General features: G+C 58.2%; 16 protein-coding genes. 11 read left to right on the top strand and 5 right to left on the bottom strand.

Going from position 1 to position 24,251, the window contains the following annotated elements:
• Window positions 1–146: 146 nt before the first annotated feature.
• The 5 genes from Uis1B_RS07755 to Uis1B_RS07735 form a co-directional block, all read right to left on the bottom strand.
• A complete protein-coding gene (locus Uis1B_RS07755; RefSeq protein WP_101617179.1) occupies window positions 147–692 on the bottom strand; it encodes an arsenate reductase/protein-tyrosine-phosphatase family protein in 546 nt (181 codons plus the stop codon).
• 170 nt (window positions 693–862) lie between these two features.
• Window positions 863–2,809, bottom strand: a complete 1,947-nt coding sequence (locus Uis1B_RS07750) for a DUF4012 domain-containing protein (protein ID WP_133124889.1) — start codon at window positions 2,807–2,809, stop codon at window positions 863–865.
• A 155-nt stretch (window positions 2,810–2,964) separates the two neighbouring features.
• Window positions 2,965–4,575 carry a sugar transferase gene (locus tag Uis1B_RS07745; protein ID WP_101617130.1) on the bottom strand — a complete coding sequence of 537 codons (1,611 nt, stop codon included), beginning with the start codon at window positions 4,573–4,575 and terminating at the stop codon, window positions 2,965–2,967.
• Between the two features lie 167 nt (window positions 4,576–4,742).
• Complete coding sequence (locus tag Uis1B_RS12045) at window positions 4,743–7,154, bottom strand: hypothetical protein (protein ID WP_101617128.1); 2,412 nt, start codon at window positions 7,152–7,154, stop codon at window positions 4,743–4,745.
• 149 nt (window positions 7,155–7,303) lie between these two features.
• Window positions 7,304–8,473, bottom strand: coding sequence for an acyltransferase family protein (locus tag Uis1B_RS07735; protein ID WP_101617126.1), 1,170 nt, complete (start codon window positions 8,471–8,473; stop codon window positions 7,304–7,306).
• A 413-nt stretch (window positions 8,474–8,886) separates the two neighbouring features.
• On the opposite strand from Uis1B_RS07735, the gene Uis1B_RS07730 reads away from it, so the two are divergent.
• The 11 genes from Uis1B_RS07730 to Uis1B_RS07680 all read left to right on the top strand — a co-directional run bounded on the left by Uis1B_RS07730 (window position 8,887) and on the right by Uis1B_RS07680 (window position 24,189).
• Window positions 8,887–9,720: an NAD-dependent epimerase/dehydratase family protein gene (locus Uis1B_RS07730; RefSeq protein WP_101617124.1), complete on the top strand. Its 834-nt coding sequence runs from the start codon at window positions 8,887–8,889 to the stop codon at window positions 9,718–9,720.
• Window positions 9,721–9,779: 59 nt separating this feature from the next.
• Window positions 9,780–10,766, top strand: coding sequence for a WaaS/CpsH family glycosyltransferase (locus Uis1B_RS07725; RefSeq protein ID WP_101617122.1), 987 nt, complete (start codon window positions 9,780–9,782; stop codon window positions 10,764–10,766).
• 76 nt (window positions 10,767–10,842) lie between these two features.
• Window positions 10,843–11,400, top strand: a complete 558-nt coding sequence (locus Uis1B_RS07720) for an acyltransferase (RefSeq protein WP_101617120.1) — start codon at window positions 10,843–10,845, stop codon at window positions 11,398–11,400.
• Window positions 11,401–11,600: 200 nt separating this feature from the next.
• Window positions 11,601–12,701: a glycosyltransferase gene (locus Uis1B_RS07715; RefSeq protein WP_133124888.1), complete on the top strand. Its 1,101-nt coding sequence runs from the start codon at window positions 11,601–11,603 to the stop codon at window positions 12,699–12,701.
• Between the two features lie 268 nt (window positions 12,702–12,969).
• Window positions 12,970–14,214 carry a nucleotide sugar dehydrogenase gene (locus Uis1B_RS07710; RefSeq protein WP_101617117.1) on the top strand — a complete coding sequence of 415 codons (1,245 nt, stop codon included), beginning with the start codon at window positions 12,970–12,972 and terminating at the stop codon, window positions 14,212–14,214.
• Window positions 14,215–14,264: 50 nt separating this feature from the next.
• On the top strand, window positions 14,265–15,329 hold the full coding sequence (locus Uis1B_RS07705; protein WP_101617116.1) for an NAD-dependent epimerase/dehydratase family protein: 1,065 nt from the start codon (window positions 14,265–14,267) through the stop codon (window positions 15,327–15,329).
• Between the two features lie 214 nt (window positions 15,330–15,543).
• Window positions 15,544–16,461, top strand: coding sequence for a glycosyltransferase (locus Uis1B_RS07700; protein WP_101617114.1), 918 nt, complete (start codon window positions 15,544–15,546; stop codon window positions 16,459–16,461).
• A gap of 33 nt (window positions 16,462–16,494) precedes the next feature.
• Window positions 16,495–17,613 carry an EpsG family protein gene (locus tag Uis1B_RS07695; protein WP_133124887.1) on the top strand — a complete coding sequence of 373 codons (1,119 nt, stop codon included), beginning with the start codon at window positions 16,495–16,497 and terminating at the stop codon, window positions 17,611–17,613.
• Window positions 17,614–17,670: 57 nt separating this feature from the next.
• Window positions 17,671–19,080, top strand: a complete 1,410-nt coding sequence (locus Uis1B_RS07690) for an MATE family efflux transporter (protein ID WP_101617110.1) — start codon at window positions 17,671–17,673, stop codon at window positions 19,078–19,080.
• 251 nt (window positions 19,081–19,331) lie between these two features.
• Window positions 19,332–22,307, top strand: a complete 2,976-nt coding sequence (locus Uis1B_RS07685; RefSeq protein WP_165782797.1) for an InlB B-repeat-containing protein — start codon at window positions 19,332–19,334, stop codon at window positions 22,305–22,307.
• Window positions 22,308–22,764: 457 nt separating this feature from the next.
• Window positions 22,765–24,189 carry a tyrosine-protein kinase domain-containing protein gene (locus Uis1B_RS07680; RefSeq protein WP_101617105.1) on the top strand — a complete coding sequence of 475 codons (1,425 nt, stop codon included), beginning with the start codon at window positions 22,765–22,767 and terminating at the stop codon, window positions 24,187–24,189.
• Window positions 24,190–24,251 lie beyond the last annotated feature (62 nt).

Genomic DNA, 24,251 nt, shown 5'->3' with positions numbered 1-24,251 from the left:
TTGGGCAGGGCGTCGGTTGTTATTCGAGCCGACGGGCGAGCTTTCCGGTGTGAAGCGTGATTGCATAGTTCGTCTGATCCACCTCATCAGTCAGCCTTCGGCTGCCAGCTTCCCCTCATAGGGGAAGCCGGACGGTAGGGGAAGCCTCAATGCTTCTTCATGCTGGTCAGGATCTTGCGGATCGCCGCATTCGTCTGCTCGGCGGCCTTCTGGAACTTCGGGAACGACTTGTAGTGCGGGTCCTCGATGTCCTGCGCCTCCGGCACGGCCGGTCGGATCATCGCGGCCGAATCGATCACCGACTCCAGCCGCTCCTGGATCGTCAGTCCGTTCACCAGTCCGTTGGTCTTGCAGTATTCGCACATGTTGGCGAAATCGGGCAGCAGGAACGTGTATTTCACGGCGGTGGGGGCGATGGTGACGATGTCCTTGCGCTGCGACTTTTCGAAGCACAGGATCAGGTCGGCCGACTCCGCCAGTTCCGGGGTGAGTCGCCGCGAGCGGAACTCGTAGGGGTTGATTCCCACGCTGCGCATGAGTTTGGCGCTGGATTTGTCCATCAGTTCGCTCGGCAGACCATGCGTGCCGGCGCTGGAAACGCGGATGGACGTGTTGCTCAGGTATGCGGCCATCAGCAGTTCGCCCATCGGGGAACGGCAGATGTTGCCCGTGCAGACGAACATGATGTGCATGGGGTTGTGCATACTCTTCTCCTGTTGCGTTGTCTTATTGGTCGGCGATCGACGTCACGCAACAATGCTCAACGACGAAGGCGTGGAAAATACCTTATCCACAATACCCGTTCGGGTTTGCGGATACCTAATCGGTTCCACGCCGCTTCACCATTCCGATACGTTTCACGCTACTGCTTCGAGATCGCGCAGGCGGCCGTATCGTAGGTCACGCCCGGATCCATCCATCCCATCGGGGTCTGGTCGAGCTTCAGGTCGGTCTTCGCCTTGGTGGAGGTGGTCACGTCGAACTCGTACGAGACGGTCGAGCCGGGTGAAATGTTTGTCTTGCTCAGCCAAGCGGTTTCGCCGTCGATGCTGGTTTGGCTCGGTTTCTCATCCGCATTGGTGGTGATGTTCGAAATCGAGCCGCCCTTCGGCGCGTAGAACAGCATCGCGTCGTGCGCGGTGCCCATCGGACCGTAATGATCGTTCTTGCCCACGATGTACTCGTATTCGGCCTTCACGTCGGAGGTGGGCACCGTATTGGTGAACGTCACGCGCACATGGTAGGTCTGCGAGCCGTCGGCGTTGCACGACTGGCGTGTGATCGTGGTCTTGCGGTGGATGTACCACGTCATCTTCGAGGTCTTCATCTCGGTCACGTACACGCCCAGCTCGGGGTTCTCCTCGCTGCTCGGCGTGCCCTTGGCCAGTCCGGCGCCTTGGAAGTTCTTCGCCTCGTCCTCGTGGAAGCTGTACATGTACAGGTGGCGGTTGGAGGCCAGATCGCCCATGCTGTTGGCCACCTGCATGAGTTTCGAGGTGTTCATGTTGGCGAACATCTGGCTGATGGCGGTGCTCACGATGTATTCGAAGTAGGCATTCTGCTGTTCTTCGGGGATCTCCTTGTAGATGGTGTTGAGCATGAACTCGGCGGTGTTGTCGCCGGTGAGCACGCGTCCGTCTGGCAGTTTGACACTGCCGTTGATCTTCACCATCTGCTGGATGAACACCGGGTCCACTGCGATCACGCCGTCCACCTGCCCGGCGTAGGGGGAGGCCTGCCAGGTCTTGTTGAGGATCTCGGCCACATGCGGGAAGTTCGGCAGCACCGGCGCGTTACGCGGATCGGTGGTCACCTCCAGTTCGCTGAACACGTTGGTCTCCTCGTCGGTGAGCACTCCCTTGAGGTTGAACTCCGTGTTCGGGTGGAAGTTGCCCATGGCGATCTTGCCGTTGCTTGTGCTCATGGAGCCCAGCGAGCCGACCAGACCGCCGCTGGAACGGGATTCGGAGGTGGTCTGCGCCATGAGCAGGTAGTTGCGGTTGCCTTCCGCGCCGAGGAACCTGGGCAGGAACTGCAGCGAGTTGTCGATCTGGTCGATTTTCTCGGCCACGGTGTCGAACTGGGTGCGGCTCTGCTCGTAGGCCGTTTTCACCATGCCGACGTGTGGCTGGGGGAGGGCGTCCAGCGTCTGCTTCTGCTGCTGGATCAGCTGGTTGGTCTTGCCGAAGCTGGATCGCACGTCCTGCAGGGGTTTGAGGTTCAGCTGGGAGTCGCCGGCGGAAAGGTTCGCGTTCATCAGCGTGGAGACGTTGTCGCTCAGACTGGGCAGGGCCTGGGAGACCATGGCGTCCATTACGTCGGTCATGCCGCGCACGGTTTTCACGTCATCGCCGTACACCGGCACCGCGGAGGCGACCTTCCATAGCGATCCGTTCGCGATCTCCTTGGCGGCCTTGGTGTGGGTCTGCGCCTGGGCGATGGCGTTGTTCAGCGTCTTGGTGTCCTTGAGACCGGAAAGATCGGACAGCGAGGCCACCGCCTGCACGGCCTGCGTCTCATGATCGCGCACCTGCAGCGCCTGCTTGTAGAACTTCAGACCGAGGAATCCGCCCACCGCGGCCAGCACCACGAGGATCAGCAGGATCGTGATCACCACGTTGCGTACGGTGTGCCGCTTCTTCGCCGGTCGATGTCCGCGACGTCCGCCCCCATTGCGTGCGGAGCGAGGTCCGGCAGACCGTGATTCCGGCTGCATGATCGAATTCCAGTCCGCGGCCGCAGTGCCGTTGCCGGCCTGTGAGGATCCGCTCGATGCGCTGCGTCCCGATCCCTGAACGTGTCTTGCCAATGCTCGCTCCCCTCGATATGACGGTACGGCTTTCGACTCATCCGCACGGAAGCCTCGAACTACAACTATCAATAATGCCCGTCGTGGAGGTGAAATTTTCCACGACGGGCATGATCTCTACAAATCGACCGGAATCCTGGATCTCCCGGTAGCGATCAGTACGATCCGGTTCCCTTGAATACCACGAGCACGGTTTTGGCCAGAATCGCCATGTCGCCGGTGATCGACCAGTTCTCGATGTACGAAACGTCGAGGTATTCGGATTGTTCCTGCGAAAGATCGGAACGGCCGGAAACCTGCCACGGGCCGGTGATGCCGGGCTTGACGAGCAGTCGGGTGGCGTACAGGGAATTGTAGCGGGCCACCTCCTCGGGCAGTGCGGGGCGCGGGCCGACGAGCGACATGTCGCCCTTGAACACGTTGAAGAACTGCGGGAACTCGTCCAGCGAGGTCTTGCGGATGAACTTGCCGATCTTGGTGATGCGCGGATCGTCCTTGAGTTTGAAGATGAAGCGGTCGGACTGTCCGGACTCCTCGGCCAGCTTCTTCTTGATCTCCTCGGCGTTGGTCACCATGGAACGGAACTTGTACATGGTGAACGGGATGCCGTGCATGCCGATGCGCGTCTGGGTGAAGAACACCGGGCCGCCGTCGTCGAGCTTGATGAGGATCGCCACGATCAGCATGATCGGCGAGCTGATGATGATGGCGATGGTGGAGAGGATGAGATCCATGATGCGCTTAACCACGTAGGTGGTGATGCGGTATTGCGGCAGACTGGCGGTGAGCACCGGCTGTTCGGTGGTGTTGCGCAGATACAGGCGATGGCCGCCGATGTCGGCCAGTGAGACGGACACGGCGAGTTCGATGCCGAGCGATTCCACGCCGAGCGACAGGGCATGCAGCAGCGGCGAATCGCGGGTGAGCACGTCGGTCACCAGAATGGACTGGGCACCGAGACGTTCCGCGGTGCGGGGGAAGCGGGAGTTGAGCGTCACGATTTCGAGTTTGTCCGCGCCGGCGATGGAGGGGTCGGGCGTGTACTGGGTGCTCATCACCACGTTGGGGTCATGCGGGTTCACCTGAATGGGGCATACGGCGATGGGCGCGTAGCCGAGGGCCGTGTAGTCCTGCATGGTGCGCAGGGCCTTGTTGATGCCTTCGGATGATCCCATGACGACGGTGGCGTACTTGCAGTCGCCTTTCTTGCGATTGCGGTGCAGGGATCGGCGCAGCAGCCAGCGGGCCACCACTTCGATCAGTCCGGCGATGATCGGCACGATGATCAGACTGGTGCGGGGCATTTCCAGATCGAACATGAAGGCGATGCAGCTGGCCAGAATGATCGTGAACACCGTGGCGTTGATGATCTTCGTGTAGATGCCGTAGCCTTCGGCCATGCCGTGGCGCTGATACGCGCCGGCGAAGAGCAGTGCCAGAAGCCAGATGCCGCACAGGATCACGATGAACAGGGAGATCGGCATGGCACGCAGCACGGTGTTGTAGGCGGGGGGATTGACCGCGAAGCCGATGACCATCGAGACCAGCATCACCACGATGTCGGTGACGATCATGCTCAGCACGAACAGATAACGCCATCGCGGGGTTTGCCTGAATCCCCAGCGACGATAGTCGTCGATCGAATCCTCGAACGGCGTATTGGTGAATTTGAATTCGCTGCGCGGTGTTGACGAGCCGAATGGTTTTCCGCTTGCCGCTGTAGGCGGCGTCGGCGGTGTTTCGGGCTTGCTGTGCTCAGCAGTCATAGAACCCCCTGCGGGAGCGAGGGACTCGCTGTTTGACGAAGGTTTGTCATCCACGGCGAAATCCCTCCCTCTGTCTTTCCTTATGATTTCTCAAACTTCTTCTTTAGCAGAGCATAGTAGCGATAAACGACGAAGGGGGGATTGTTGATCACGGATTCGCCGTTTGTTCACTTGATGGCCGGGCCATCATCGCCGGTGGTACCACTGTTATTACTGCCGTTGTCGGTGTTGCCGCCGCCGTTTCCGTTGCCGCCTCCGTTGGTGTTGGTGTTGCCTCCGCCATTGTTATTGGTGTTTCCGTTGCCGCCTCCGTTGGTGTTGGTGTTGCCTCCGCCATTGTTATTGGTGTTGCCGTTGCCGCCCCCGTTGGTGTTGCCTCCGCCATTGTTATTGGTGGTCGTATTGGAGTTGGCGTTGTTGTTGGTGGTATTGGAATTGTTGGTATTGGAATTGTTGGTATAGGCGTTGCCGCCGTTAGTGGTCGTGCCGCCCTGCGTGCCGTCGTTCGACTGCGTGGAGTTGGCGGCGGTGTTGTTCTGCAGCTGCTGCATGGAGGCCTCCACGTTGGCGGAGGCGGTGGACAGCGCGCTGATGGCGTTCTGTACCTCGGTCAGATCGGGGTTGTCCTGGTCGAGCAGGGTATTGGCCGTGCCGAGCGCGATCTGCAGCTGGACGCGGGTCTGATCGTCGGCCACGTTGTACCGGCTGCTCTCGAAGAGCGCCTGGGCGTTGTCGACGGCGGTCTGCAGGTTCTGCTTCGCGTTGTCGGTGGTGGTCTTGTTCTTGGCGTCCCTGCTGCTCGTCACGGACTTCGCCGCGGCGGTGACCGCCAAGGCCTGGCTCTTCATGGTGGAGGTGAGCTTCTGGGTGTCCTTGGTGTTGGACTTGAGTTCGTTGGCGGAAAGGCCGGTGTCGCAGCTCTTCGCGTCCTCGATCTTGCCTGCGGCGTCCACGGCTTTCTTCAGATTGCTTACGGTGTTGGCGTCCGTCACCTGATCGGCGGTGATGCCCAGCTGGCTCCTGACGCCGCTGACCGCGGAGTCGAGCGACTTCTTGGCACTGTTGTAGTCGTCCACTGCGGCGAGGCATGCGGTCAGTGCGGTTTGATGCTCCTGTTGCGACTGATTGTCGGTCGTGCCGGAGTTTGCGTTGCGGTTGCGCACCACCATCACGCCGGCCACGGCCAGGGCGATCACCGCCACCGCGGCGACCGCAGCGATAATGATCGGCTTGCGGTTCGGCTGCTTCTTCTGCTGATCCGGCGGCACCAGAGCCAGCGGATCCTTTTCTCCCGGCTTGGGCTCCAGGGATTCGATGGCGCTGAGATTCCTCGCGCGTTCGCGGTCGGCCGCGTTGTCCGGCTGCAGGGGAAGTCCGGCGAGCTGGAAGGTGTTGGCGGTGGGATCCATGTTGTCCGGGAAGATCGACGCCTTCTGGTCGGCGGCCGTGCCGGTCGGATTTTCGGCCTGCGCGGCCTTGACGTCCTCCGGGGTGAATGCCACGGTTTCGGCCGCGTCGTCGTTGTCGCCGTTGCTGTCGCCGCCGTTGTCGTCCGGATCGACCAGCGGGTTGAAGGCCATGGTGGCTTCCGGATTCGCCGGTTCGTCGGTGTTCTCGGTATCCGATTCGGCTGCGGTACCCGGTTCGGCAGTGGCTGCCGGGAAGGCGATGGTCGGAGCGTCGGTGGTCGGGGTGACGGTGGTTGCGGCGCCGACCGCCGGCATGCTGATGGTGGCGGCTGAGTTGATCGGCTGATGCACCGCATCTCCGAATACCTCTTCGGGTGATTCGGCGACGGTTTCGGCGAGCTGCTCCACGCCGCTTTCGGGGTGATCGTCGCCTGTATCGTTCGGATCGGCATTCGTGTCGACTGTCAGATTGGCGGGCGTGTCTTCGGTGCTGCCTGTGGTGGTATTGTCAGCCGGCTGGTCGGCGGCCGCGACCGTCGGGTTCTTCGGCGTGAATCCCGCGTTGAGCGGGGTGATGACGGCGGTGTCGACGAGATCATCGCCGCCGTCATGCGGGGTGGCGGAGACGATCGTACGGCCGCTCTCCTCATCGGGTTCGTCGCCGGCCATGGCTGACGCGTCGACATCGTCGGAGATATTGGTTGAAGCGTTGCCGGAGTTCGTGACGTCCGCGGCGGGAATCACCGGGCCGAAGGTCTGGGCGGGAGCGCTGGGCTGTGCGCTGCCGGCTCCGTCCGCCGTATGCTTGGGGCCGGTCTTCTCCACTAGAGCGGGGAAGGTGATCGGGGGGATATCCCACTGGGTGTTGACCACATCCCCTTCGGCCAGAGGCTTGATCGCGGTCTGGGGCGCGGCTGTATTACCGGTTCCGGTTGCCGGTGTGTCGGCGGAGTTCGTGCTGTCGGGGGTTTCTCCGGCCGTCTGCTCGGAGTCGCCTGATGGGGTGATGCCGGCGAATGCGTTGCCCTCGGCATCGCCGCTGTCATTGTTCGCATCGGCGTTGGAAGCGTTGCCGTTGGTCCCGGAGGTCTGCGGCTCGTCGTCGATGGGGAACCACAGATCCATCTTCCGCCTGTCCTCGTTGGGGCTGTCGTCTTGTTTGTCGACCATTGACTCTCCCGATCGTCTTCCACTTCCGTCGCGTGCAGCTGCACGCCTAAGCCATCTTAGAAGTCACCATACCCACGTTCCGACCGGTTCGCCACCTGACTTATATCGTGTTGTGTATACGGGAATGCGAGGTAATTCTTGATTCAGAATCAACTGTTGTGAAATTGTTGTGCAACGCGGGGAATGATCAGCCTGTCGAGCGGATGCACGAGAACCGTATCGATCAGGGAGGCGACCAGTAGCAGTATGACGTAGACGAGGATCACGCCTGCGACCCCCATCGGAATCATCAGCAGGGCCGGGTGCGGATCCGGCAGCAGGTTCGAGACGAACGCCCACAGCGGCTCCTTGATGAACGGGTTCTCGTGGATGAGATATACGCCGAACACGCTTTTGGCCAGTTTGCCAATGAGCTTCTGCAATGCGGTCGGAGAAGCGGATCGTCGTACATGTTTCCGGGGGCGGGCGTTATGCAGCATCATGAACATTGCCGAAACGGTGAGAATAGGGAGGATCGGCACCGTGCCGACGACATGGTGATTGCTTTGGCGGAACTGTTTGGTGATCGATACCAGATCCAGCGCATAGTAGAATCCGGCGATAGTCACGAATGAGAATATGATGAGCAGTATCACCTGCCAAGGGCGTATGTGTCGGGCGATGCGAATGTTCTTGCCGTGCAGTTTGATGTATGCGCCGAAAAGGTATGCGGTGATGGCGTAGGTGAGATTTGTCCACAGCAGCTGTCCAAGTGAAACAACGGCCATGATGCTGAGCAGGGGTAGCAGGATAAGTATCTGCGTGAAGCCCCGGCGCGGAATATTATGCACGGCGATGTTGAGCAGGGGTGCGAACAGCAGCAGGAATACGTATGAGGTGATGAACCAATAGGTGCCGTTGAACGTCGGCAGCATCGACTGGTACAGCCCCTTGACCAGCGAGGTGGGGTGCGCGAGAGACAGTGTGGTCCCGCTGATATGCGATGACAGTGCCACGGCGATCACGAAGAACAGCAGGGTGTAGACGAGGGTCTGCAGCATGGTTCGCAGCACCCGTTCCACGCGGAACCCCTTGTTGACGAGGAAGTATCCGGAGATGATGTAGAAGATGCAGACGCCGATCTGTCCGCCGTACTGATCGATGGCATAGGCAACCGCCTGGGATACGCCGCCGGAGGTTTCGAGATTCCAGCCGATGTGTGCCACGAAGTGACAGGCCACGATGAGCATCATGGCGATGATGCGGAGCGTTTCGTACCGGTAATCGCGCCCCCTGTCTTTCGCGGTGGGAGGCGTGGGAATCTGATTGGCAACCTGCATCTGCTTCAACCTCGTCAACGATTGGCGCCGGCCTGATCGTCGCTATTCGGGGGATTTGCGCCCCCGGACAGGCCTGATTGTCCGAACTGTCCGTGGATGGCGAAGCGGATCTTCTACGGGCAATGAAGCTCAGAGGTTAGCCGCCTTCCAACCTGTACGGCCAACATTGTAGTGGATGGCGTCATCAGCCGATGGGATCCCGTGCGAATCACGGAATGATTGCGGATGGGGCGGAGGGTCTCCTTCGTGAAATCGCCCATACGGTATAGACCCCCGTTTCATGATGATGCAAGGGGTCTGATAAATATCTTGGCGCGGGACACCCCTGTCGGTATAGTGTCTACTAGTTTTCGGCCGTGACCGTGTCTCTATGCGGGAATGCAGGGGCTGATCGATAGAGAAAGAAGCGTGTAATGCGAATTCTGGTAACTGGAGCCAACGGATATCTGGGGCAGGGCGTTGTCAAGAGCCTCTTGGAATTGGGGCACGAGGTCATCGCCGCCGATTTCGCCACAGACCATGTCGATCAGCGGGCCAAGCGCATTGATTGCGATTGCTTCGGCATCGAGGATCCGTATGAGTACTTCGGCAAGCCGGATGCGTTGCTGCACATGGCGTGGCGTGATGGGTTCGTGCACAATTCCGATGCTCACATCGAGGATCTGCCCAAGCATTACCGTTTCATCAAGACGATGATCGAATCCGGTATCCCTCAGGTCGCTGTGATGGGCAGCATGCACGAGATCGGCTTCTACGAGGGAAGCATCGACGAGCACACCCCCTGCAATCCGATGAGCATGTACGGCATCGGCAAGAACGCGCTGCGTGAGGCGACCGAGCTGCTCTGCAAGCAGAAGAACGTGACGTTCCAGTGGCTTCGCGGCTATTACATCGTCGGTAATTCGGAGTACGGCAGCTCCATCTTCTCGAAGATCACCGCGGCTGTTCATGAAGGGAAGAAGGAATTCCCCTTCACCATGGGACAGAATCAGTATGATTTCGTGGACTATCCGGAGTTCTGCGATCAGGTGGCGGCCGCGGTGTCCCAGAAGGCCGTGACCGGCATCATCAACATCGGTTCCGGCAAACCGGAGAAGCTGGCTGACCGCGTGGAGCGGTTCATCAAGGAGAATCATTACGATATTGCGCTCAAGTATGGTGCATTCCCCGATCGTCCGTATGATTCCAAGGCCGTATGGGGCAACACCGGGAAGATCGAGAAGATCATGCAGGGGCTGAAGGGCTGAACGGAACGACCGATACCGATGCCGATTGGGACGGCGAGAAGGAAGATCCTCGAACGACAATGAAAGTATTGCTTATCACCCCCAATTTCTTCGATTATCCGCAGTTGATCTGCGATGAATTGCGAAGGATGGGCCACGACGTGGATTGGTTCGACGACCGTCCGAGCACCAACCCGTTCATCAAGGCGATCATCCGCATCAACAAGGACACCATCAACAGTGTGATCAGGCAGTATTTCAACCGTGTGATGCAGTCCATCGGCGGAAAGAAGTACGACAAGGTGCTGCTGGTCTCCGGCCAGTCGCTGTCGTTCACCGAGGACATGATCGTCCGGCTGAAGAAGAGTCAGCCTCAGGCGGAGTTCGTGCTGTACCAGTGGGACAGCGTTGCGAACTTCCCATACATTGATACGGTGGAAAAGCATTTCGATCGCTGCTATTCCTTCGATCGCGACGATGTGGCATCCCATGCTCGCTGGAGGTTCATGCCGCTGTTCTACTCGCGCAAATACGAGGAGATCGGCCGGCGTCGCCCTGCACGCTACAAGTACGACGTGCTGTTCGTGGGTACCGCGCATCCGAAGAAGTACCGCTTTGTCTCGGAGATGTCGAAGAAGCTCCGGCCGGTGTTCCCGAAGCAGTTCATCTACTTCTTCTTCCCCTCGCGGCTGGTGTATGTGTATCGTAAGCTGCGCAACCCGGAGTTCAAGCACGCCAAATATTCGGAATTCCACTTCACCTCGATCAAGGGCGCCGAGCTCGATCGTCTGTTCGCCGAATCCAAGTGCATTCTGGATTCTCCGCAGGATGGTCAGCTGGGTCTTACCATGCGCGTGCTGGAGACCTTGGGCGCCAAGCGCAAGATCATCACGACGAACAAGGACGTGGTGAACTATGACTTCTACGACGAGCGCAACGTGTATGTGTACGACGGCGTGTTCGACTTCGATTCGCCGTTCTTCAAGGAGGACTTCGCCGACATCGACGAAGCGATCTACCGCAAGTATTCGCTGAACAGCTGGCTAACCGAACTGTTGGGGAAGTGACGTTGCTTGCATGTTACGGATATCGCCGATTGATTTGTTCTCGCGGTGATGATCTGAATTGAATGAGAGGAAAACCATGAATGTGCAGAAAGCTTGGTGGTTTGCTAAGACGCAGCTGACCAGATTCCGGTATGGTCACGTCGGTGGACACTCCTATATCGCGAAGCCGCTGTTTTTGCAGCGCACGAAGGCGCTATCCATTGGCAACAACGTTAGGATCTATCCCGGAATGCGATTGGAAGTGCCGGAAAGCACCGCATCCGTGGTGATCGAAGATAACGTCTCTATCGGACAGAATTTTCACGTCGTATCCTATTCGAGTCGGTTGGTTATCGGCCGTGGCACCACCATTTCCGGAAACGTGTTTATCTCAAACGTGAATCACGGATATCGTGAGATCGACGTTGATGCACTGCATCAGGAGATGATCGAGAAGGAGACGGTGATCGGTGAAAACTGCTTCATCGGATACGGTGCTGTGGTGCTACCGGGGTCACACCTTGGCAAGCAGTGCATCGTTGGTGCCAATGCTGTGGTGGCGGGAGACTTTCCGGATTACAGTGTGATCGCTGGTGTACCGGCGAAGATCATCAAACAATACGATGTGCAGTCCGGTGCATGGGTGAAGCCCTGACCGGAGGATATATCGCTCATCTATAAGGACTGTCCCTTCAATCATTCAATCAATCAATCTGCTCATGACCAAGGGTATGGTATGGAGGTCTTGCCGTGAAGGCTTTGGTTCTGTTGGAACTGCATTTTTACCGTGATCGGAACGGTGAGTATTGGAGCAAGCGACTTATCGATTACGAGTACCTGGATCGCTACCTGTCGGTGTTCGACGAGATCAGTGTCTGTGCCCGAATCTCCACTATTAAGGAGAATGATGGCTCGTTGCTGAAGCTCAGTGGCCCGCGGGTGGATTTTGTCGAACTTCCCGATACCCAGGGAGTGAAGGCCACGCTGGCGAAGTTGCCGCAGACAAAGAGAATTTTCAAAAAGGCGCTCGCCGGCGAGGACGCGATCATTGTACGTGCCCCGTCCATGATGACCTTCCTGCTGTATAACGAGATCAAGAACAGTGGGCTGCCGTTCTCCATCGACGTCGCGCTTTCCGGCACTCATATGTTCCCGCAAAGCGGTTTCCCGTTTAACATCCTGAACAAGGGCGTAGATCGATATCTGAAAAAGATCTGCATGGAAGCGAACGGCGTGTCATATGTGACGGAACATATTCTGCAGGACGATTATCCGTGCCGTGCCATGGTTGAGCCGGATAACCCCGACTACTTCACCGGATCGTTCTCCACCATCGAAATGAAGGACGAACATTACTACCAGCAGCATTGGGATCCGAATCGGAAGCCGGACAAGTTCGTGCTTGTGCACGCAGGCTTCATGGATGATGGTCGAAAGTGCCAGGATTATGTGCTTAAAGCCGTGCAAAAGGTGGTGGAGCGCGGTTTCAACGTCGAGATGAAGTTCATCGGCGATGGAGCTCTCCGGCCGCAGTATGAGCAGTTGGCTAGGGATCTGCACATTGATAAGCAGTGCACGTTCTGTGGGCTGATCAGGCATAAGCAGGATCTGTTCGCCGAACTGCGCAAGTCCCACTTGTTCGTATTCCCCACCAAGGCGGAGGGGCTGCCGCGCGCGATTCTTGAGGCGATGGCTCAGGGGCTGCCGTGCATCTCGAGTCCGGTGGATGGCGTTCCGGAACTGCTGACCGACGATTATCTGGTCGATTGGTGGGATGTCGACGGATACGCCGACAAGATCTGCGAGCTGCTTTCCGATTGGCCGCGCATGGTGGAGCAGAGCAATCGCAACTACAACAAGGCATTGGAATACCACAACGACATTCTCAGCCAGCGTCGCAAGGAGTTCTACGGCAAGCTGCGCACGCTGTGCGAGCATCGGGCTGTGGGGAAATAAAACGATGCATTTGATTGGCGTTGCCTGAAACGCATTGCTGGTATGCCGGTGAGGGCGCTCTTCTACTGAAGATGTCTCTTCACCGGCATTTGTTGATTCGTAGTACGAATTGTCGTCGTTGTTCCTTGCCGGACAGTTCGGTCCGTTATGGAACGGAGAATGTCAGGTTTTGGGAACATTGTGGGGGGATGTTTCATTTGGCGGGTGTTCGGCTATGATCGAATTGTTTGTAATCACGCCTCAAGAATAGGAGAGTACGGGGGAGATTATGAAGATCGCAGTTGCTGGTACCGGTTATGTAGGATTGTCCGTGGCGTTGCTGCTGTCGCAGCACAACGAGGTGCATGCGCTGGACATCGTGCCCGAAAAGGTGGAGTTGCTGAACAACGGCAAGAGCCCGATCGTGGACACGGAGATCACTCGCTTCCTTGACGGTAAGCAGGACGGTTCCATGAGCCTGGACTTCACCGCCACCCTCGACCCGAAGCAGGCCTACGAGGGCGCCGACTTCGCCGTGGTGGCCACGCCGACCAACTACGATCCGAAGAAGAACTACTTCGACACCTCCAGCGTCGAGGCCGCCATCGCCGCCATTCGTGAGCAGGATCCGACCGCGTGGATCGTGATCAAGTCCACGATTCCGGTGGGCTACACCGCCGACCTGCGTGAGCGTCTGGGTGACAAGCGCATCATCTTCTCCCCGGAGTTCCTGCGTGAGGGCCACGCGCTGTACGACAACCTGCACCCGAGCCGCATCGTCGTCGGTGCTCCCGGTGATGACGCCGAAGCCGTCGAGGCCGCCCACACCTTCGCCAACCTGCTGGCGCAGGGCGCCGATCCGGCCGAGCACGATCGCACCAACGAGGACGGCAGCAAGGGCATTCCGCAGCTGGTGGTCGGCACCACGGAGGCCGAGGCCATCAAGCTGTTCGCCAACACCTACCTCGCCTTGCGCGTCGCCTACTTCAACGAGCTCGACACCTACGCCGAGGCCCGTGGCCTTTCCGCCCAGGAGATCATCAAGGGCGTGTGCCTCGACCCGCGCATCCGCAACCAGTACAACAACCCGAGCTTCGGCTACGGCGGATACTGCCTGCCGAAGGACTCCAAGCAGCTGCTCGCCAACTACGCCGAGGTTCCGCAGAACCTCATCGGCGCCATCGTCGAAGCGAACCGCACCCGCAAGGACTTCATCGCCGACGAAGTGCTCAAGCAGGTCGAAGACAAGCAGTCCCCGGTCGTGGGCGTGTACCGCCTGACCATGAAGAGCGGCTCCGACAACTTCCGCCAGTCCTCCATCCAGGGCGTGATGAAGCGCATCAAGGCCAAGGGCGTCAACGTGGTGGTGTACGAGCCCACGCTGGACGCCCCCGACTTCTTCGGCAGCAAGGTCACCCACGATCTCGCCGCCTTCAAGGCCGAGGCCGACGTGATCGTGGCCAACCGCTGGAACGAGGACCTCGCCGACGTGAGCGACAAGGTCTTCACCCGCGACCTGTTCAAGCGCGACTGATCGTACGGTTGATCGCCAACGAATATTCGCACACTATTTCTGGAGATGAAATGACCGCTATTGACTTGTCGCACAGGACGATCCTGATCACCGGCGCCGCCGGCTTCATCGGATCGAACCTGGCGAAACGCGTGCTGTCGGATTTCAAGGATGCCAAGGTCATCGGCATCGACAACATGAACCACTACTATGACGTGCACATCAAGGAGGCGCGCCTCAAGGAACTCGAGGAGTTCCCCGCGTTCACCTTCGTCAAGGGGTCGATAGCGGATCGTTCCCTCATCGAGAAGATCTTCGCCGACTACGAGCCGTCGGTCGTCGTGAATCTGGCGGCTCAGGCCGGCGTGAGGTATTCGATCACCAACCCGGACGTGTACATCGAATCAAACCTCATCGGCTTCTACAACATCCTCGAAGCCTGCCGCCACTCCTACGATGGCGGCAAGACCGGCGTGGAGCATCTGGTGTACGCCTCCAGCTCCTCGGTCTACGGTTCGAACAAGAAGGTGCCGTACAGCACCGACGACAAGGTGGACAACCCCGTCAGCCTGTACGCGGCCACGAAGAAGTCCAACGAGCTGCTGGATCATGCGTATTCGAAGCTGTACAACATCCCGTCCACCGGCCTGCGCTTCTTCACCGTATACGGACCGGCGGGCCGCCCCGACATGGCCTACTTCGGTTTCACGAACAAGCTGCGCAACGGCGAGACCATCAAGATCTTCAACTACGGCAACTGCAAGCGAGACTTCACGTACGTGGACGACATCGTCGAAGGCGTGCTGCGCGTGATGCAGAAGGCCCCGGACCGCGTCAACGGCGAGGACGGACTGCCTCTGCCGCCGTACCGCATCTACAACATCGGCAACTCCCATCCCGAGAACCTGCTCGACTTCGTGACGATTCTGCAGGAGGAGCTGATCCGGGCCAAGGTGCTTCCCGAGGACTACGACTTCGAGGCTCACAAGGAACTGGTGCCCATGCAGCCCGGCGATGTGCCGGTCACCTACGCCGACACCACCGCCCTCGAACGCGACTTCGGCTACAAGCCACAGACCTCCCTGCGCACCGGTCTACGCCGATTCGCAGAATGGTACAAGGAGTACTACGGCTGATCGACCGGACTCTATGGTGATCGGGGTGATCCGCATCGTCTGCGGAGCACCCCGATTGTGTGAGGCGATGATGCCATTGGCTCATGGTATGCGCGGCATCGGCCGACGAGGATTCCGTTTCATGTCAAGTGCTGAGACTCGGATTCCGGATATCGCGTATTGTCGTCATGTTGGCCGAATATGTATTGGCTGAGTATGGTAAGGAGATTAACCGATGCAGGTGCCTCATGTGGTGGTCGTGATGTCCACGTTCAATGGCGCAAAGTATTTGGAGCGTCAGCTCGATAGCATCTTTGCCCAGACGGGAGTGGACGTCGACTGTTTCGTTCGCGACGATGGCTCGTCGGACGACACGGTTGCGCTGCTGCGCAGATATGCGGAGCATCAGCCGCGTCTGGCGTTTATCGCCGGGCAGAACGTCGGATGGAAACGCAGCTTCCTGACCGCTCTCTCGCAGGCGCCTGTGGCTGATTTTTATGCGTTCTCCGATCAGGACGATATCTGGAAGCCAGAGAAGATCAGAGTCACCATTGAAACCATTCCCGAAAATCAGCGTTCCGGCCTCAGCTTTGCGCATTGCAATAAGTTGAAGGTGGATGATGATCTGAAGGAATGGCCGCGTCAGCAGCACAAGATTCCTTCCCCCTCATCATTGCAGTGGGCGACGCTGAATGGGTATGCGCAAGGCTGTGCCTTGGTCATGACCAAACAGCTGCGGGATCTCGTCGTTCGGTCCATGCCGTTGGATGAGAACTGGGGGCATGACTACTGGGTCGGTTTGCTCGGATATCTGTTCGGACACGTCTATTACACGCCGGAGCCGTTGCTGTATCATGTCATCCACGGTGGTCATGGCGGTAATGTGTCCGATACCGGTAATCTGTTCACGAATCAGATGCAGAAGCTCAAGCGGATGTTTGACAAAGGACATTTCCCGAATCCGGCTGCGTACCTGCTGCGCAATTATTCGGATATGCTGAATGACGATCAGCGTGCTTTCTATGAGAGGATCGCAGGTTATCGAAGGAGCCTAGCGGCAAGGAGATGGTTGGCTTTCCGGTCGGGGCTGTATCCGCAGAGCAGGATAGAACGAGCGGCGTTCCGGGTGTTCGTCATGCTCGGACTGTACTGACGGTGGAGTCTCGGGACTGAATAAGGAACGAAATTGGTAGTTTTTTCTATTGCGGCTGTGGCGGCTTTCTGTGGTCTTGTAGCCAGAAAGTCCAGATTCTTCAGCGTTGTTCTGATCGGACTTATGCTGATAATTGGACTGGGAAATACCGGTAACGCCGATTTCCCCATGTTCTTCACCCAGTACAATAATCCCGCTCTGTGGAAGTTCTATGGCGCCAGTGAGCATGGCTACCAGTTCCTGATGACGGTGTTCAGGCATTTCTCTCTGCCGTTCATCGATTACCGTAATTTCCTGCTCCTGATCGGTATCATTCTGGTGGTGCTGACGGTGATGGATATCACGGAGTCGGTGTCGGCGGTATTGGCGTTGTTTTTCTTCGTGCCATTCATTATCAACATCACGCAGTACCGGTTCTTCTTCGCATCCGCCATCTGCTTGTTCGCTTCCCGGTTTCTCCTTAAGGATAAGAAATACGGCATTCCGATTTATATCGTTGCGGTGATCGTCGCAGGACTATTCCATACTTCGACGCTGTACTACATGTTCTTTGTGGTGATTCGATTCCTCAACGAGAAGCATCTGAAGTACTGTGCCGTCGGTGGAACGTTTTTCGCCTTGCTGTTGATTCCCACTGGCGTTATGCGTAAGCTGCTGCAGTCGATGACCACCGAAGAAAAAGCAAGCGCATACTTTGGCAAATCCCAGAGTCTGGGAGTTGTTCTGGCATGGCTGCTGGTGTTGTGTATGGTGCTCTTCATCGAGTATTCGCTGTCGTCCAGAGGATACACATCACAGGCCAACGAGGCTGCGTTCAACGCAGGAACGCTGGACCGGCAGAGCAAAAAGATCGCGTATCTGGAACTTATTCGACGGATGAACTACCTCTGCCTGCCGATCCTGATCCTACTGTTCTTCGACGTGCCGAGCTGCTATCGACTGTTCCGCGGTCTGCTCTACATGGAATATGCCGCTTTCTTCGTCGCGCAATACGAGCTCAAACCTTTGAACATGAACCACGACGATCGCGAACGACTGATGCTGTCCTTCGGTCTTGTTGCATTGTGCGGTGTGAATTTCTGGGCGTTGACCACCATGCATACGATTGACATGTGGTTCTATCCGATTCTGGAACAGAACATGTTCTGGTAAACACGAACCGTGGTTGGCTCAACGTTATCCCGATCATCGACTGGTGGCTGATTACTCATGGACTACAAAAAGATACTGCAGAATTTCGGCGTCGCCGTTCTGGCCCAAGGCACCAGCGTTCTGGCCAGTTGCGCCACTACGTTGCTGGTGCCGAAGGTGCTTGGAGTGGCCGCCTTCGGATACTGGCAGTTGTTCATCTTCTATACCACGTATGCGGGCATCTTCCATTTGGGTCTCAACGATGGCGTCTACCTGCTGATCGGCGGTCAGCGTCGCAACCAGGTGAATAAGGACTCCGTCAAGTCGCAGTTCGTGGTCGGTGCCGTCGCCCAGGGAATATTCGCCGTGGTGATCGGCATACTGGCGTTCATCAGCCAGCCCGATCCCAACAGACGATTCGTGATCATCGTGTTTGCGCTGTGGATGTTCATCAACAACATCGCATGGTATTTGGGATTCGTGTTTCAGGCCATCAACGAGACGAAGCTGTTTTCGATCGCAACGCTTATCGACCGGTTCCTGTTTCTTGTGGCTTTGATCTTTCTGCTTCTGGCCAAGGAACACCTGTTTCAGGTATATGTCATCGGATATCTGATCACTCGAATCATCTCCCTGTTCTATACCCTGTGGAAGGGACGTGATTTTCTCGCCGCCAAATGCTTCGGCGTTCGCGAATCCATCGTCGAGACGATCAATAGCGTGCGCATAGGCATCAAAGTGATGATCGCCGGTGTGGCGAGTCTGGCTATCCTCGGTGTCGCCCGAGTCGTCATCGACCACACATGGGGAATCGAGGTGTTCGGCAAGATCTCCTTCGCCCTGTCGATGTGCAACTTCTTCCTGTCCTTTATTACGCAGGTAAGCATGGTGCTGTTCCCCGCGCTTCGTCAGGGAACAAGGCAGGAACGAATCCATTTCTACGAACGTGCCCGCAACTGCATGGATATCGTGCTGCCGGCTTTGTATCTCGCATACTTCCCCTTGGTGATCATTCTGGCGCTATGGCTGCCGCAGTATCAGTCAAGTCTGAGCGCCTTCGCGCTGGTATTGCCCATCTGCGTGTTCGACAGCAAGATGAACGTGCTGGGAACCACGTACCTCAAGGTGCTTCGCAAGGAGAAGATCCTGCTTGCCGTGAACGTCGCCGCGGTGGCATTGAGCGTGTGCCTCGTGCTGCTGGCCTTGATCGTCTTTCATTCGCCCAATGCCGTGATCGGGGCCGGTGCCGTGACCCTGATCGTTCGGTATCTGGTCACCCAGCATATTCTGGCTAGCGATCTCAATGTGAAAACCCCCGTATTGGGGCAGATCTCAGAACTGATGTTCACTGCGGTCTTCGTATTCGCGGCGCTGATGCTGGATACGCTTCCCGCGTTCGCCGTGGTTCTCGTGGCCTATGGTCTGTATTGCGTATTCAATCGGCATATCATATCGGATGTAGTCAAGGCATTGAAGAAGATCCGGTAGGGGAATATCTCCGTGCGGTCTTCGTCCGGGAGTGGGACCGATCGAATGGTTCACCGCTTTGTGGTCTTTTGTTTACCTTCCGTTGTCCGGCATTAACGTTTCGTATTGCAACGTGCTGCCATAGGGGGGGGGATTCGCCTCTTCGAGGTATGCTGACAGAGTGAGAGGTTTTGCGGTTCGATGTCTGCGAGCCGCAGATGTTTTCACAGCCAAGGGCACCTTGGCGGAAGCATACAGTAAGGAAGAAAACTATGCGTATTCCTTTAATCGAGAAAGGTAGGGGCCGGCGCCTGCTTGCGGCTATTGCGGCGTCCAGCATGCTGCTGTGCCTGATCCCTGCGGGAGCGGCCAATGCGGCGGAAACCCCCGCGGCCGAAACCGGCGAGTCTTCGGCGGCGAGCGGTTCCCTGATGGTCGCAGCACAGGAATTCCGACTGAAGAACGAGAAGTCCGCGACCAACGCGAAGATCTACTGGAGCCGGGTCAACGGCGCGACCTCCTTCACCGTGTATCGTGTGCAGGGTAGCACTCGCACCCAGATCGGCACCACCACCGGTCACACCATCGACGACTACGGTCTGAAGGTCGGAGCCAAGTACACCTACGAAGTGAAGGCCTCGCCGAGCAACGTCACCGCCACCTCCAACGTGGTGACCCCGTTCACGCCGACGCACATCACCCGTAGCATGAGCAACATCAAGGGATCTCAACCCGGCAGTGACGAAGCTTCCGACATTCCGAACGGCGTTTCGTCTCTGAACTCCAAGGGACGTCCCGCGTGGTTCACCTCTCCCAACTGCCCGGCGAACGCTCGTCCGTACAAGACGAAGTACATGTGGGTGAACGCCACGGACAAGTCCACCGGCAAACCCTATGTGGTATTGCAGCACAAGTCCTGGTGGGAGTACGACTGGGTTCATAACGGCAAGACCTACGTGCGTCACTGCTACGACAGCCAGTGGACCAACACCATGACCACCAGCGGCAAGGTATGGCGAGTCGACAATGCGATCTACAACGTCGGCAACCACAATGTCGTCAACCCGCAGACCCACAACAGCATCGCAGCTTCGCACATCATCCCCAACAAGGGCAGCAGCGCGATCAACGGTACCGCCATTCTTGAAATGGATTCGGTCGAACCGGTGATCATCAGCGCCAAGATCAAATCGTTCCCTGTCTATGATGTGACGCTGTTTGCCGATGGCAATAATGCCTATCTGCTTGGTGCTGCGAACAACCAGCAGGATACCGGCATTGTCAAGCTGAACGGCCGTTGGACCGATGCCGATTCGTCGGTGAAGCCTCTGTACATCGCTCGTGGAGAGCAGGGAGAGGCCCCGTACGTGTTCAAGAAGAATGGGGTCTACTATCTGCTGACTTCACGTTCCGCCATGCAGAATCCTTCACAGGCCAAGTACCAGTGGTCCAAGTCGATGATGTCGGGTTGGTCCTCCACCACCGAGATCGGCGATACCGCCACCTACGATACCCAGCAGGTGAGCGTGCGTACCGATGCCGGTTCCCTGCGTACCACATACACCTCACGAGGCATTCACTTCGGTGCTGCCGCCTACCGCACTCCTCACACTCCGATCGGAACGGTTCAGCGTGAATTCCCGATTGCCGTGAATGGATCGTATCTGGCATACGGCTGGTATGAAGGCGTTGATGTCGATTCCCAGTATGGCGCGGTGCCGGTGCAGAATGCCCGACTGGTTTCCCTGGGTCGGCCTGCTACCGATTCCGCCAAGCAGAGCGTGAATGTGCTCACCGATGGCGATACCGCGAACTCTGATAAGTACGCGGAAGAGAAGAATCCGCCGTATTCCGTGACCGTCGACCTCGGTGGTCCCGTTGCGGTTTCCGAGATTGATTTCACCACTCGACTGAATGTCTACCATCAGGCTACGTTCAACTACAAGATCGAGTACAGCCTCGATGGCAACAGCTACCGCACGTATAAGGCTGAAGCCAACAACCCGTACATCGGATTCGTTCCGAATGTGCTTCCGAGCACGGCCTCTGCCCGATACGTCCGTGTTACCGTGACCGGCATCAAGGAGAACTACAAGGCCACGAGCCGCAAGGAGCCGATCTATCAGGGTCTGCACGAGATTTCGGTCTACGGCACCCGCACCGGCCCGGTGGTGACGACCTACACTGTGGCGTTCAACTCGAACGGTGGTTCCGCGGTGGCGGCCCAGAAGGTGGCCAACGGTGCCAAGGTGAAGCAGCCGGCGAACCCGACGCGTAGCGGTTATACGTTCGCGGGCTGGTACTACGGCAATGCGAAGTGGGACTTCAACCGTGCGGTGACCGGCAACATCACGCTGACCGCGCATTGGACGAAGAGCGCCGTGCCGGTGGTGTACCGTACCGTGGCGTTCAACAGCAACGGTGGTTCCGCGGTGGCGGCCCAGAAGGTCGTGAACGGCGGCAAGGTGAAGCAGCCCACCAACCCGACCCGCAGCGGCTACACGTTCGCGGGCTGGTACTACGGCAATGCGAAGTGGGACTTCAACCGCGGCGTGACCGCGAACATCACCCTGACCGCGCATTGGACGAAGAGCGCCGTGCCGGTGGTGTACCGTACCGTGGCGTTCAACAGCAACGGTGGTTCCGCGGTGGCGGCCCAGAAGGTGGCCAACGGCGGCAAGGTGAAGCAGCCGGCGAATCCGACCCGCAGCGGCTACACGTTCGCGGGCTGGTACTACGGCAATGCGAAGTGGGACTTCAACCGCGGCGTGACCGCGAACATCACCCTGACCGCCAAGTGGACGAAGAACGCGACGCCGACGCAGCCTACCGTGAAGCGGGTGCCGGTGTACCGCGTGTACAACCGCAACTCCGGTCTGCACCACTACACGACCAGCGCCGCGGAGCGGAACATGCTGGTTCGTCTGGGTTGGCGTGACGAGAGCAGGGGCGCGTCGTTCGTCACCGTGGGCAGGGGTACGCCCGGCGCCCGTCCGGTGTACCGCGAGTACAACAGGCGTTCCGGCAACCACAACTGGACGCTGAACAAGCGGGAGCACGACATGCTGGTGCGCCTCGGCTGGAGGGACGAGGGCGTCGCTTGGTACGCGCCCTCGAACGGCAGGCCGGTGTACCGTCTGTACAACCGTAATTCCGGCGAGCATGTGTACACGACGAGCTACGGCGAGTACCGTGCGGTGGTGAAGGCGGGCTGGCGCGGCGAGGGCGTCGCGTGGAGAAGCCTGTGATCTAGCTGGCCCTTCTTGGCTTCCCCCTGTGGAGGAAGCCAAGGAAACGGACGGTGGAAGTTCACGTACCCGTATGGGGGCTTCCCCCACAGGGGGAAGCTGTCGGCGTAGCCGACTGATGAGGGGGTTGGGGCGCAGTTCATTGCTTCTCCCCTCCACCTCATCAGTCAGCCTTCGGCTGCCAGCTTCCCCTCGTAGGGGAAGCCTGATTGCTTCGTCCCTCCACCTCATCAGTCTCGCTTCGCTCGACAGCTTCCCCTCGTAGGGGAAGCTCGACTGCGCACCTGCCATAAACGGCATGAGCCCCCGAATCATAACGATTCGGGGGCTTTTCCTTTGCCGTGTTTTCCCGCGCGGTCATGTTTTGTGAGGGTCCGTCGCAACCCGATTGGCAATCAACAGGGTGTGCTACATTGCATGATGTATATAAATCTTTGTCTAAGAACAGGGAAGAATATTGAGCATCTCCGATCTTCTTCAGATGATTCGCCGGCGCATCATTACCGCAATCATCGCATTCGCCGTGGTCTGCGGAGCCGTGGTCGCCTATACGTTCCTCGCACCGGCGAAATACACCGCCACCTCCGAGGTATACGCCTCATACAATGTTTCCGTGGCCGACGCCACGCAGAATTCATCCGCCATGAATTCCGGTGCCGCATATCTTTCCACGCAGATTCAGACCTATCCTCTGCTGGTTAAGACTGAAGCGGTTCTTGACCCGGTGATCAGCGATCTTGGTCTGAACTACACGGCCGATCAGCTGGCCGGCATGATCACGGTGTCGAACCCGACCAACTCCTTCATGGTCGACATCTCCGTGGAGAGCAAGGATCCGCAGCAGTCGTCCGATATCGCCAACGCCGTCGCCAAGAGCCTTTCCGAATACGTGTCGTCAAGCGCATCCGGCGACAGCAACGCGCAGCAGCCTCAGCAGAAATCCCCTGTTCAGCTCTCCGTCGTGAAGAAGGCCAGCGTGCCTTCCCAGCAAAGCTCCCCGAACATTCCGATGTTCCTCGCCGCCGCCGTCGTGCTCGGCATCGTCGCCGGCATCGGCGTCGCACTGCTGAAGGACATGCTCAACACCAAGGTCGACAGCTCCGATGACGTGCGATCCATCACCCACGCATCCTCGCTCGGCACGATTCCGCAGAACGCCACGTTGGACGAGAGCCGACCGGTGATCGTGGCCCAGCCCGCCGGACGCGAAGCCGAGGAGTTCCGCCGCATCCGTACGAACCTCTCCTTCCTCACCACCGATGAGAACGAGCACGGTCGCCTGATCGTCATCACCTCCACCGATCCCTCCGAAGGCAAGACCACCATCTCCTCGAACATCGCCGTGGCCCTTGCCGAGGAAGGCAAGCGCGTACTGCTCATCGACGCCGATCTTCGTCACCCCTCCGTCGCGCACAAGCTCGGCATCGAAGGCCATGTGGGTCTTTCCCATGTGCTGTCCGGCCAGGCCACGCCGAAGGACGTGGTGCAGAAGTACTGGAAGCAGAACCTGCATATTCTTCCCGCCGGCAAGCGTCCGGCCAACGCCAGCATCCTGCTCAACTCGCATCTGATGACCGAACTGGTGAATCAGGCCCTCACCCAGTACGACTACGTGCTCATCGATACCGCCCCGCTTTCCGTGGCCAACGACGCCACGGTGTTCGGCCGCATGGCCGGCGGTCTCGTGCTGGTGACCGGTAAGGGCGTGGTGGAGAAGAAGGAGCTGCAGAACACCATGCAGTCCCTGAAAACCGCCGAAGTGCCGATCCTCGGCTTCGTGTTCAACTTCGCCGACCCGAAGAAGACCCATTCGAAGAACTACTATTACTACTATTACGAAGACGACAAGAAGGGCCACGGCAAGAAGAAGCGCAGGCGCTGACTGTCCTGAATCCCGTCGAATTCGGAACATAAACCGTGGAGGGGTGGAATCCAACCGATTCC

It is taken from the genome of Bifidobacterium margollesii, assembly GCF_002860355.1.
Lineage (GTDB): Bacteria > Actinomycetota > Actinomycetes > Actinomycetales > Bifidobacteriaceae > Galliscardovia > Galliscardovia margollesii.
The sequence above is the reverse complement of the archived record's forward strand: the minus strand, read 5'-3'. Positions and strand labels throughout refer to the sequence as shown.